The 12144-nt window shown below is 54.3% G+C and carries 13 protein-coding genes; 5 read left to right on the top strand and 8 right to left on the bottom strand.

The window, feature by feature from the left end:
- Window positions 1-24: 24 nt before the first annotated feature.
- From PMIT1303_RS11265 to PMIT1303_RS11255, 3 genes are read right to left on the bottom strand one after another with little or no spacing between them, the layout of a single operon-like run.
- Window positions 25-1215: a citrate synthase gene (locus PMIT1303_RS11265; protein WP_063398982.1), complete on the bottom strand. Its 1191-nt coding sequence runs from the start codon at window positions 1213-1215 to the stop codon at window positions 25-27.
- Between the two features lie 25 nt (window positions 1216-1240).
- Window positions 1241-1741: a histidine phosphatase family protein gene (locus PMIT1303_RS11260; protein ID WP_231901480.1), complete on the bottom strand. Its 501-nt coding sequence runs from the start codon at window positions 1739-1741 to the stop codon at window positions 1241-1243.
- Window positions 1719-3332 (bottom strand): DUF3352 domain-containing protein, encoded by a 1614-nt coding sequence (locus PMIT1303_RS11255; RefSeq protein WP_063398773.1) that lies wholly within the window; start codon window positions 3330-3332, stop codon window positions 1719-1721. The genes PMIT1303_RS11260 and PMIT1303_RS11255 overlap by 23 nt, the downstream gene beginning before the upstream one ends.
- A 340-nt stretch (window positions 3333-3672) precedes the next feature.
- Between PMIT1303_RS11255 and hrcA the strand changes: the two genes are divergently transcribed.
- Window positions 3673-4671 carry a heat-inducible transcriptional repressor HrcA gene (gene hrcA, locus PMIT1303_RS11245; protein ID WP_036911476.1) on the top strand — a complete coding sequence of 333 codons (999 nt, stop codon included), beginning with the start codon at window positions 3673-3675 and terminating at the stop codon, window positions 4669-4671.
- A 198-nt stretch (window positions 4672-4869) separates the two neighbouring features.
- On the top strand, window positions 4870-5655 hold the full coding sequence (locus PMIT1303_RS11240) for a transposase (RefSeq protein WP_063398771.1): 786 nt from the start codon (window positions 4870-4872) through the stop codon (window positions 5653-5655).
- A gap of 263 nt (window positions 5656-5918) precedes the next feature.
- Here PMIT1303_RS11240 and PMIT1303_RS11235 read toward each other — a convergent pair whose 3' ends face one another.
- From PMIT1303_RS11235 to PMIT1303_RS11225, 3 genes are all read right to left on the bottom strand, one after another.
- A complete protein-coding gene (locus PMIT1303_RS11235) occupies window positions 5919-6926 on the bottom strand; it encodes a carbamoyl-phosphate synthase (protein ID WP_231901479.1) in 1008 nt (335 codons plus the stop codon).
- 128 nt (window positions 6927-7054) lie between these two features.
- The gene (trpB, locus tag PMIT1303_RS11230; protein WP_063398981.1) at window positions 7055-8305 is read right to left on the bottom strand and encodes a tryptophan synthase subunit beta; all 1251 of its coding nucleotides are present in this window, start codon (window positions 8303-8305) and stop codon (window positions 7055-7057) included.
- A gap of 87 nt (window positions 8306-8392) precedes the next feature.
- Complete coding sequence (locus PMIT1303_RS11225) at window positions 8393-8665, bottom strand: hypothetical protein (RefSeq protein WP_063398770.1); 273 nt, start codon at window positions 8663-8665, stop codon at window positions 8393-8395.
- On the opposite strand from PMIT1303_RS11225, the gene PMIT1303_RS11220 reads away from it, so the two are divergent.
- Window positions 8665-9006, top strand: a complete 342-nt coding sequence (locus PMIT1303_RS11220; protein ID WP_011827280.1) for a translation initiation factor — start codon at window positions 8665-8667, stop codon at window positions 9004-9006. The two genes, PMIT1303_RS11225 and PMIT1303_RS11220, sit on opposite strands and share 1 nt — an antisense overlap.
- 60 nt (window positions 9007-9066) lie before the next feature.
- Window positions 9067-9717, top strand: coding sequence for an adenylyl-sulfate kinase (cysC, locus tag PMIT1303_RS11215; RefSeq protein WP_197459821.1), 651 nt, complete (start codon window positions 9067-9069; stop codon window positions 9715-9717).
- Here cysC and PMIT1303_RS11210 read toward each other — a convergent pair.
- Both PMIT1303_RS11210 and PMIT1303_RS11205 read right to left on the bottom strand, forming a co-directional pair.
- Window positions 9662-10732, bottom strand: a complete 1071-nt coding sequence (locus tag PMIT1303_RS11210; RefSeq protein ID WP_063398768.1) for an AI-2E family transporter — start codon at window positions 10730-10732, stop codon at window positions 9662-9664. The two genes, cysC and PMIT1303_RS11210, sit on opposite strands and share 56 nt — an antisense overlap.
- A gap of 30 nt (window positions 10733-10762) precedes the next feature.
- Window positions 10763-10954, bottom strand: a complete 192-nt coding sequence (locus PMIT1303_RS11205) for a hypothetical protein (RefSeq protein WP_063398767.1) — start codon at window positions 10952-10954, stop codon at window positions 10763-10765.
- Window positions 10955-11222: 268 nt separating this feature from the next.
- On the opposite strand from PMIT1303_RS11205, the gene PMIT1303_RS11200 reads away from it, so the two are divergent.
- Window positions 11223-12143 (top strand): decaprenyl-phosphate phosphoribosyltransferase, encoded by a 921-nt coding sequence (locus PMIT1303_RS11200; RefSeq protein WP_011131396.1) that lies wholly within the window; start codon window positions 11223-11225, stop codon window positions 12141-12143.
- The last annotated feature ends 1 nt before the right edge of the window (window position 12144 follow it).

Below are 12144 nucleotides of genomic sequence, written 5' to 3'. Positions count from 1 at the left end.
GGTGATGGCTGAGCTGGCTGCAACTTAGGCGCCCGTAGAAGAGACACGCTCATCACTAGGGATCCAAGTTCTGTTCTGGGCACCTGTGTAAATCTGCGAAGGCCTGAAAATACGATTCGCGCCAAGTTGCTCTCGCCAATGAGCTAGCCAACCAGCCACCCTTGAGATAGCAAACACAGGAGTAAAAAGATCACGTGGAATTCCAAGCTTGCGATACACAAGACCGGAATAGAAGTCCACATTCGGATAGATCCCTTTAGGCCCTAAACGGGTTGCAGCCGCCTGCTCCAACGCCTTGGCCACGTCGTACATCTCATCGGTGCCGAATCGGGCAAACAACTCCTCTGCAAGACCCTGAAGGATCACAGCGCGAGGATCCTTGACCCGATATTCCCGATGACCAAAGCCCATCACCTTGCGCTTAGAAGTGGTGGCTTCATTGAGATAATCATCAGCATGCTCTGGGCTGCCGATCTCTTCGAGCATCGCCAAAACATCCTCATTGGCACCACCATGTAGAGGTCCTGCAAGGGTGCCCACTGCGGAGGCCACCACTGCATAAGGGTCTGTGAGCGTACTGGCGGTCACTCGAGCACTAAAAGTACTGGCATTAAGACTGTGTTCCGCATGCAGGATCAAGCAGCGATCAAGAACCCTTGCCGCCAAAGGATCCGGTTCACGCTCGGTGAGCATGTAGAGGAAATTGGCTGAGTAGGCCAGGTCGTCACGAGGCTGAATGGGATCTTGCCCTTTGCGTATCAACTTGAAGGCCGCCACCATCGTGGGAATCTTGGCGATCAGCCTCACCACGGCGTCATAGACATACTTCGGGTCATCGATGGCTCGACGGGAATAGAACAGCCCCAGGGATGCTGCACTCGACTGAAGTGCATCCATCGGGTGCCCCGAAGCTGGGAAGCACTTCATCATGTCGCGTACCCGGAAACTCACGCGACGGTGCATCTGCACCTCAGCTTCGAAATCACGAAGTTGCTGTGGGCTGGGCAGATCGCCCCAGATCAACAGATAGGTGGTTTCCAAAAAGCTGCTATGCGCTGAGAGCTCCGCAATTGGATAACCCCGATAAGCAAGCCGCCCCTGCAGTCCATCGATATCACAGATGGCGGATTGGGTTACTGGCACTCCCTCCAGCCCCGGACGAAAGCTGATGCCACTGCGATCGTGGCGAATCTCCCCAACCTGCTCCTGCCCCACCGCATCTCGACAACTGCTTGGCAACCTAAGCGGAACAGGGCAACAACACCGACGGCCTCAACAACACCTGCAGCGTTGCCCTACCAGCAGGGCAACGTTTCTGCTGCGACCATCTGAGGTGAGCAAAACCAGCCTTCTTCAACACCAGGCAGCCCGTAGGCATGCCAAGCAACCTTGCTGCTAGATGGGTCAAATCAGGTTCATGACCCACCAAAAGGCAGCGCCCAACCAATCCTTCAAGCAAAGGCCAAGGATCCCTGCCAGGAAGCAAGCAACTCTCGAATTCCACCCGCCCCGCCAGACCCGCCTGCTGAGCAAGTTCGGCCGTCTGAGCAGCACGCAGATAAGGACTACTCAGCAGACGATCAGCAGCAAAGCCAAGGCTTCGCAAGCGACGAGCGACCTCCATCGTGCGCAGAATTCCTTGCTCTGTAAGTGGCCTTAGCGAATCATCAACGCCATAGCAACGCTGCTCAGCGATGCCATGGCGCAATAAGAAAAGATCAACCGAGGTTGAGGCGGGCACGCATGCGAAGAGAAGAGCTTTGCTCATCTTGATCAGGCCCCACAGCCATGGCCAACCCCTGCACACTGGGCTGCAATGAGCCACCAGCAAGCGTTTGCATCAACGTCCAGGGACGCCAATGCTGAAGCTGCACGCGACCAGAACTTGCACCAAGAACCAGCTGTTGAGTCAGCGGACGATCATCTCGATTGAGATTGTTCAGCTGACGAAGACGAGGCTGCAACGCCTTGCCCTGCTTGCGCTGCTGCAGAGCCGCAAGGGTCTGCCCCCACCAGGCCTGGTCTGGCTCCTCGGCCAAAGCGACGCCCAACTGAGCCTCAAGCAAGTTCTTACTGGAGCTTTGTTGACGTGCCAAGCGCGTCCACACCTGCAGAGATTCGTCATCAGACGGCAAATCCGAACGAATAAAACCCTGCTCAGTCAGCGCATCATCCACCACCGAGACAGCTGGATGGTCCTGCTTGGTCGCAACCAGCCAGCCTTCGGGCTGCTGAAGCCACAACAACGGTCCATCGTCCAAACCAGCAATCGTGGCAGCCGAAGACAGTTCATTTGCCGTCAACTGCTGACGCAGCAAGGGGCCTAACCACTGCACCAGAGGGTCCTGCTCTGAGGGATCCAGTAATCGAGAAGGTGAACTCAGCAAAGCGAGTGCCCCCGCCTGACCACCAGCCGAGGCAGTGAGTTGAGCAAGTCCATCAGCTGATCCAGCCTCACTTGCAACAGCTTCCAGGGGTTGCTGGAAACGCAACAGCCCTTCCAGGGCCAAATCGGACCCTTCAGGCTTCAAGGCAGCTACCAAACCCAACAGATCCTCACGCTGGCTGAGCGGCTTAGGCAGGCCTAACCAAGAGTGAAGCGCGGGCGGCGAGGCAACCATCAGAGCCACACCATCCCCCAGCTGGCGCACGATCTCGACAAGCTCCTGATCGCCAAGTTGATGCTGATCAGACAACTGGGAAACATCAAGAGCCTTTTCCAATACCCCCCGGCCGGAGGCAAGCAACAGCAGGTCATCGTCGATCAATGCTGTTGCCAAAGGCTGGGGATTGCGTCCGCTCAAAGCCCCTTTGCCACTAATCACTCCCATCCCCCGATAGCGGCTGATCTGCAGATCTGTGCCAGCCAAGCTGCGTGCTTGCCAAAAGCGCTGCAAAAACCGCCTCGCACCATCCTGATCTCGACTCTCTAGAACCAAAAGCCAACCCATGGATCCTTCTGACCCATTGGGTTCCAACAGAGCCATGCTCACTTGCGGACCAAGCCAGTCGACCAACTCCGACTCAAAATCCAAACCAGCGAGTGCGAAGGCACCATCACGAATCTGCTGAGCACCATCGCGAGCCTTACGACGGTTGCGTGCCGGCGCTACAGCCTGGGCATAGGCCGGCACACGCACTGGATCCATCAACCAATGAACGGCAAGAGCAGCCTCTCGAGGCACAAACCTTGCAGCACGTGGCAACTCCAGTGGCTGATCAACCAAACGCAGAGGGTTTTGGCGGGCCATAGCCCATCCAAGCCCCGCCACCAATGAGAACAGGACAAACACCGTGGCTAGCACGGCAATCAAAAACGGGCGGGCCTTCATGGGCCGGCAATGGGACTCTTTAGATCATCTTTATCCATTAATCGTCTGATCGTCTTGCGCCCAGTATGAAGCGCTCACAAAGGCAACATCAATGAGTCGATTGACAGGCCTGTTTGCGCAAGCCAACTGAATCGCGAACAGCAGCAAAATTTCCGCCACAAAATCTTGTCGAGCTGCACGACGAGAAACACAACAGCTGCAATCTGGAAAGAAGCATCGAGACTTGGTGATGCTGGGTTGCAAGCAAGCTGCGCCAACACTGAGACCGGCTTAGTGAGTTCGTGACAGAGCACAAAAGAAGGGCGCCCCCCCGTACCATCAAGATCCCGACGTCACCGCTTTGGAGTCGCTACCGGCACGACAACAGCAGGTGCTTCAAGCAACGGTGCACCACTACGTGGACACGATTGAGCCCGTCGGCAGCAAAACCCTGGTGCAACGCTTTGGCCTCAAAGCGAGCGCCGCAACGGTTCGTTCGGCAATGGGGGCCCTTGAACAGCGTGGCCTGCTCACCCAACCTCATACTTCGGCGGGAAGAGTTCCGAGCCCGCAGGGCTATCGCCACTATGTGGACTGCTTGCTGCCGCCTCCTGGATCGGCGGCGCAGCACCTGGAACGGGAACTGACAAACCTCAGTCTGCGCTGGGCAGCTCTCGATGACTTGATGTGGCAATTGGCCCGTCGCCTCACCGATTTCACCGGCCTCATGAGCTTGATTACCAGGCCAGCACGGCCTAAGCCAACGCTTCAAGCCGTACGCCTGGTGCGCAGTGGCGACCGGCTGCTGGTGATGCTGGTTGAAAGCTCCAACCAAGCCAGTCATCTCAATCTGCGCCTGCCCCATGAAGCCAGCAACGAACTCGAAGCCATCGAGGAGTGGACCCGCGATCAACTGGCCACAACGGGCAACGGCAGCCTCGACTGGTCGAGCCTGCCACCGCAGCTCAATCTGAGCGGATCTTTACTGCGAGAGGCGATTCACAGCCACAGCCAAGCTCAAACACCGGCTGAATCAGATGCAGTGTTCCACGGGATGTCAAGGCTGCTTGCGCAGCCAGAATTCAGCAGTAGCGCCAGCCTCCAACCTTTACTTGAACTGATGGATACCCAGCCTGCTGCAGTGGTGCCAGTTGGCAATGAGCAACTGGGAGGCGTGTGGATCGGCGCGGAGCACCCCAAGAGCGCCCTGGAAGCCTGTTCTGTGGTACAAGCGACCTATCACAGCTCCGGGGAAGGCATCGGACAGGTTGCTCTCGTTGGCCCGATGCGCATGGCTTATGCCACAGCCAAGGCAGCCGTGAGCAGCGTGGCGAATCACCTTGAAAGGCTGCTCTGCTAAGCGAGACAGCTAACTATTAGTTGCAAACTTTTTTACTACGTCTACCGATGTTCGGCGACTAGGTTTTCGGCGGTATAAACGATTCAACAAAAGCTGAACAATGGAACCCATGCACTGATTGATCCTTGCGTTATTCGTTCTCGTGATCAGTTACTCGGTAACCCCTTGATGATGATCGAGCTCTGATGCCGCAAGGCCATGGCTCGAGCCAAACGCTTACTGCCAGCAGGCTGCAGTTTTCATATCACGCTCAGGTGCAATAGCCGTCAGTTCTTGATTGCAAAAGGGCTCAGACGGGATGTGTTGCTAGCTGTGCTGGCAACAGCCAAGCAGAAGGTTCCTCATCGCTTGTATGCGGTGTGCCTGATGGCCAACCACCTGCATCTGCTTCTACGACCTGATGATGCAAGTGAGCTGCCGAACTTGATGCATTGGATTGGCTGGTATTCAGCGATGGCACTTAATCGTCTTTCTGGTCGTTGCGGACATTTTTGGGAGGCTAGGTATTACGCCACTGCAATTGCTCCAAAAGATCACAGACGAGTGCTGAATACCTTGCGGTATATCCACGCCAATCCAAAGGCAGCAGGAATCAGGAAAGGGTTTTATGACCCCTATTCCAATTACGGGCATTACGGAAGATTGGAGTGTGATGGCATCAGTGAGTGGCACCCCAGCTTTCTGCAATTGGCATCAAGCCTGAAAGGTTGCTCCAGGCGATATGCACGGTTCTGCCAGTACTACCGGCACAAAAGCAAAGGTGGCTCTAGGTGCCATTGGGGCTCAAGGATGCTGAAACGACTGGTAGAAAAAGGCAGAAGCAGTCAAAGCAGGAAGAACCGGGTCTCACCAGGTCAGCAGAAATTACCCTTTGCATTTGATATTCGTCTTAATCAAATTCCAGAAGACTGGCATCAAGTTGCGGTGAGATTCAGAAGAGCAAATGGTATCCGTGATGGTGATCAAATCCTCAAGCTGTGGTGATTAAGCTAGGGAGTATAAATAGCTTTAGAGTAAATTAAGTCAAGGGTAGATTTGTTATGAATACGAAAAACTATTTCTGATTAGTTCCTTCCAAATAAGCCATCAAGGCAGCTTTCTACATTGCAATGGTGCCAGGTATCAAAGGCTGATTTAAGGGTTTATGGTGTTGGTTGAAGAAATAAAAATCCCCTGTGGTGGCAGGAGCTTTGGGGGTTAGGGTCGGAAGCCAGCCAGAAATCTATGTGGTTCAGACTGCTCACTGCTCACAGCACATTCAAATACGTTGGTTGGGGACTATCGTTGCAGCTTATTGTTGAAAAGCATTCTTCCGCTGTTGAAGCTATTGGGTCGTGCACCCTCACACTCCTGTTGCTTGGAGTTGATGTTAATGCATTGATCACAGGTTGTTGTTGAACTTCTTTGCGCTGGGCTGTTGTACTTGCACCACCAAAGCGAACTTTAATATCAGCTGAAACTCTGGTGTCAAATGCCTTGTCGTAGGAGATATTTAATCCTGCTGTGACTCCACTGCTCATTTCATAAGCCAAGCGTCCGAGCACGCCAGAACCATCTGCTGTTCCAAGGTCTCCGTTTTGGTAGTAATACCCAACAGAAGCATTCACCACTGGAGTGATGAAGTAACCCACATCAAGCCCATAGGTGTTCAACGAACCCCCTTGATAAACGCTGTTGAGTTGAGCTTCTTTCTCACCAACAGGAACTAAGGCATAAGCATTGAAATTCCAGCTGTTTGAAACTGCTTCTGCATTGAAAGCAAGCTGCTGGAAGAACACACTGCGCTTGTTGCTGACATTCACCCCTGTATCAGCAGCACCTGTATTCATCGGGCGGCTGTCATAACCAGCGTTCAGCCCATACATCCAAGATCGATCACTATTCAGCCAGCGATAGCCAAGCCTTGACGAGGTGCTGATCGTTGTACCAGCAACTTCTGTATTGATCAGGCTGCTGTAGTTGCCGTAATCAGCGAAATTAGCGTTAGCGAGGACATCAAGAAACCAGACGCTGTTCTCGCCAACGGCAATGGGAAGAAACGCTCCAATACCGGCTTGGTTGGGTGTTCCTGCTCCTTGCAGTGCACCTTGAAAACCCCAGTTGAAGCGCACAGCATCTTTGAGGTTGATCTCCATCACCCCGAGATCTTCTGCACTGCCATCCTCTTGAGCAGCGACGGGCTGGATAGGAGTGTTGGCTAGAGCTAGTGCAGCAGCACCAGTGAGCGATAAGGAGAGACGAATCGAACGCTGCACTGGGATTGAACGCTTAAAAGTTCACTCATGATCTCGGCTATTTTTGGTTTCAGCCACTAGGCCACATCAACTGCAGCAGCTCATCACCATGCAGCCGCGAGTGCCTTAAGGCTGCCGGCAGCCATCACTCACAGCTGATGACCAAGTTTCTCTGCCACGGTGTTGACATCCTTATCGCCACGGCCAGAGCAATTGATCACCACTTCTGTTCCAGCGGCAAGAGTGGGGCAAAGCGTCTCTAACCAAGCAAAGGCATGGGCCGTCTCCAGGGCAGGAATAATTCCCTCTAGTTCACTCACCAAGCGCAGGGCATCCAAAGCCTGCTGATCGCTAACCGCGGCATACTCCGCCCGACCAATCTCACACAGGTAGCTGTGCTCTGGACCCACTCCTGGGTAGTCGAGGCCGGCACTAATCGAATGCGCCTCTTGCACCTGACCTTCATCATCCTGAAGCAACAAACTCATCGCTCCATGCAAGACGCCTACTCGACCTTCGGTGATTGTTGCCGCATGACGACCAGTTTCAACACCATCACCAGCAGCTTCCACTCCAATCATGCGCACAGAGCGGTCCTGCACGAAGGGATGAAACAAACCCATGGCATTGGACCCTCCACCAACGCACGCCAAAAGAACATCAGGCAAGCGACCAAAGGCCTCAGCACACTGCTGCCTGGCCTCCTGACCGATCACGGCATGAAAGTCGCGAACAAGCATCGGATAGGGATGAGGACCAGCCACCGAACCAAGGATGTAATGGGTGGTTTCCACATTGGTGACCCAATCACGAATCGCCTCACTCGTCGCGTCCTTCAACGTGGCCGTGCCTGCAGTTACAGGCTGCACTGTGGCTCCAAGCAGACGCATGCGGAACACATTCAACGCCTGACGGCGCATGTCCTCAGCGCCCATGTAAACAACACACTCAAGGCCAAAACGGGCACACACCGTGGCCGTGGCCACACCGTGTTGACCCGCACCTGTTTCGGCAATGATCCGCTTTTTACCCATGCGTAAGGCCAACAGAGCCTGACCCAAAGCGTTATTGATTTTGTGGGCGCCTGTGTGATTGAGGTCCTCACGCTTCAGCCAGATCCTGGGGCCTCCGTCTGCACGGCAGTAATGAGCTGTGAGTCGCTCAGCCTCATAAAGCGGCGTCGCCCGACCCACATAACGACGCAGCAACCGATCCAACTCAGCGGTGAAGGCAGGATCTTTCCATGCCAGCGCAGCTGCTTGCTCCAGTTCAGCCAAGGCAGGCATCAAGGTTTCGGGCACGTACTGGCCCCCATATCTGCCGAAACGCCCCTGGGCAGAAGGTCGCGCACTCACAGCGAGGTCCGCATCTTTGGGCTGAGAGGGCAGAGTGCTGGTCACCGGTACGCCAGGCAAGAACAACACCAGCCTAGGAATCGAAAGAATCACCCCAAGCAGCAAAGATTGCTTTCGTTTGAAGCCGCAAAGTTAGAGGGAGTCTTTGCCAGCCAACTCAACCATCCGCCCCATGGGCCCTGCCCAAGCCAGACCAACAACGAAAAGACTGGCAGCCGCTGCAATGGGAATCCGCTCTCTACTCAAGCTGAACGCCGTCGCGTTAGCGCTGCAATCGTTGTTGCAGCAACCATCCAGCAGAGCATCACCAGCAGCCATCGGATCGCGGAGTTGCATCTGATCACCGCGAAGATGGCCTGCAAAAACACCAACCCCCGTACATTCACAACATTGGCGATCAGACAATGCCCCGAGGTGGCTGGCAAGAATTCACAGACCCAGGTGGTTTTTCAGGGCAATCCAGAGCGATAGCGCGTCCCGATATCAGCCAAGCCAATCCCAAGGAGCAGCAAGCTGTGCGGGTGCAACGCACACGCGGAGGCAAACGTGGCAAAACAGTGACCCAGATCACTGGGCTGGCACTCACCGCTACAGAAGCCAAGGCTTTGCTCAAGCGCCTTAAGGCCCGCGCTGGCACCGGCGGAACAGTCAAAGACGATCTACTCGAGCTACAGGGCGACCAGGTGACCCTGGTGATGGACTTCCTGCAAAGCGAGGGCTTCCGTCCCAAACAAGCTGGTGGCTGAAAGGAGCTGACAGATCAGCTAGGCGGAATGGAGAATGGCAGCCCAATCAACATCAAGACCATGAGCTCTGCCCCGCAAGGAGACACAAACCCCAAGGGCACGAACATTGTCTGGCATGAAGCCTCCGTAGACCGTCAATCGCGAGCACAACAACGCGGCCACCGCAGTGCAATCCTCTGGTTCACTGGCCTATCCGGTTCTGGCAAAAGCACCCTTGCCAATGCAGTGAATGCGGCACTGTTTGAGCAAGGTCTTGCCACCTATGTCTTAGATGGCGACAACATTCGCCATAGCCTTTGCAAAGACCTCGGCTTCTCCGACTCAGATCGAGAGGAGAACATTCGCCGCATCGGCGAGGTCGCCAAGCTCTTCCTCGATGCCGGTGTCATCGTGCTCACCGCTTTCGTCTCCCCCTTTCGAGCCGACCGTGACAAAGCCCGCAAGCTTGTAGATGTTGATGATTTCATCGAAATCCACTGTGCAGCGGACCTAAGCATTTGCGAAGAGCGAGACACCAAAGGGCTTTATGCCAAAGCCAGGGCAGGCGAAATCAAAGATTTCACCGGTATTTCCAGCCCCTATGAAGACCCTGCGTCACCCGAACTAAAGATCAATACCGGCGAGCAAAGTCTGGAGGCGTGTGTAGACACAGTGCTCAAGACTCTGCTGGATCGAAAGGTAATTCCCGCCAAGCATCAACCAGTGTCTTAATACAACTCGCCACGGGAACGGCCAGCAATAACCCCAAGAGCTGCCCAAAACCAAATAATGCTCCTGTTCTGGCACCAATCGGCAAGGCAATCAGCAACCAAGCAGGCTGCAAGCCAACGATGCTTCCCATCAGGCGCGGTTGGATCACTTGATCCACAATCTGACCAACAGCGATCGCAGCGGCCAGAATCTCTAGACCCATGCGGGGGTCCTGTAATGCGAGCAGTGCACTCACACCAACAATCGTGAGCGCACTGGCATAGGGGATCAACGTCGTAAAACCAATTAAGACCGCAAATAACACTCCAAAGGGAATATCTAGCAGCGTAAAAACAGCGATTTGGCCACCGCTGAGAATCAACGCAAGCAAAACCTGCCCGGCAAAATAACCACGGAATGTGCCCGTGATCGTATCGACCACAAGCTCCCTCCATTGATCTGGCAGCCAACGAGCCAGCCCAGCAGTGATTGGATCACCCCCCAGCAAAAGAAACACTGCCAAGACAAGCACCAACAACGTATTGATGGTGATGCCAAGAGTGGCTCCAAGAATGCCGAGTAATTGCTGACTCAACTGAGTCGCCACGCCGCTCAGTCGTGTCAGTAGATCACTACTGAAGTCTCCAAATTCACTAGGCAATCCCCGACCCGAAGCCCATTCCTGCAGCCGACTCACCCAACCTTCTGCAGCCACAAGCCAACCGGGTAATTCATTGATCAGCTGGCCAAGCTGATCAATCAGACGGGGCACCAACGCAACGCCCGCTAACACCAACAAGCCAACCGCCAAAACTGCCACCACACCGATGGCCAGCCAACGGGGCAACCCCAGACGCTGATTAATCCAGCGACTGGGGATATCTAGCAAAAATGCAATCAGCGCTGCCGTGACAAACAGCCCTGGGAACGGAGCCAAAGGCACTAGTAACTGACGCAGCACCCAAAGATTGAGGGCGAACAGTGGCAAAAGCAGACTGAGCCGCAACCAGATAGGGAATACCAATGGCCCAAGCATCAGAGAACTCTCATTGAGATCCTCAGCAGATCAGTCACTAGGCTGAAGCTTGGCTCCTCGCAAAGAAGCCTGCCACCAAAATGCAAGCCAGCAAGCAATCCCAACAAACTTAAAGCCCTCTTCAAACAACTGCACCGTGGCGTAGCCAATGGGCAATAGATCCTGAACCTTATCGCTGACTATCGAGAGGCCCAGAAGCAAGGTCACCGCCAGGAATGCCACACCATCAGCCTGGATGACTCATTTGCAAAAGCGTCCGCAGAAAGAAAGCTGTAATGATGCAGTAACAGCCAGCTTGAGCTAATTGCGCAAGGCTCATGCCCTAAGGAAAGATCATCAAGACAAAGCAATCTGGAGAGCATGGCCACCCTTAGGCATTAGGGCAGAATTGTCTCTAGAGGCGTTTGGCTCAGCGGTAGAAAGCCTGCCTTACAAACACGATCTCGCTGGTTCTATCCCGGCATCGCTAATCACCTAAAAGGTCTAGTCAATGAATTTGGCTCTTTCCCCAACGCTGGCTGCATGTCGGCCCCGGCAATGGCCAAAGAATCTGTTGGTTTTCGCTGCTCCACTTTTTGCCTTCCGCTTCGAGATTGAGATTTGGCAGCGAGCACTTGCTGCACTTGTGGCTTTCTGCTTGATCTCTAGCGCGATCTATCTACTGAATGACTGTCTTGATGTCGAGGTCGATCGAGTTCACCCCAGCAAAAGATATAGATCCATCGCCTCTGGGCTGGTCACGGTGCCTGCAGCCCTAGCAACAGCCTTGATGCTCACAGTAGTCAGCCTCAGTTTCGCAGCCGTAATTACTCCAAAGTTGGCAGGCGTGGTGCTGCTATACGGCCTCATTCAAGTCGGCTACTGCTTAAAGCTGAAGCACCAACCGTTACTTGATCTTTTCGCTATCGCATCGGGATTCTTATTGCGGGCCATCGCAGGTGCTGTTGCTGCTGGCCTACCCCTTTCCCCCTGGTTCCTGCTCACTGTGGGACTGCTAGCGCTTTTTCTAGCTATTGAAAAGCGCAAGGCCGAACTTCGCGTAACGAAGAACGCTGGGGTAACGACCCGCACAGTATTGAAGCGCTACTCATTACCTCTGCTGCTGCGGCTTGAAAGCTTGGTGGCAACTAGTTCCTTTATGTCTTATTCACTCTGGGCCGCCGGTCCAGCTCTGAAAGGAGCGTCAACCAGTTGGATGCTACTCACCGTACCCTTCGTACTAGTAGGGATTTTCCGCTATCAGTTGCTCAGTGATCCTGAAGAGGTCGAACGCCGTGGCACATTGAGACCAGATCTCAATGGCGAAAAGCCTGAGGAGATTCTGTTGAATGATCGCGGCATTCAGTTCACCTTGATCGGCTGGGTCTTGACTACTTTGCTGATCGGGTTAGTCAACCACGCAGCTGCATAAT

Source organism: Prochlorococcus sp. MIT 1303, assembly GCF_001631965.1.
Classification (GTDB): Bacteria; Cyanobacteriota; Cyanobacteriia; order PCC-6307; family Cyanobiaceae; genus Prochlorococcus; species Prochlorococcus marinus_D.
Note: the sequence above shows the minus strand (reverse complement) of the source record. Positions and strands in the feature narration are given on the sequence as shown.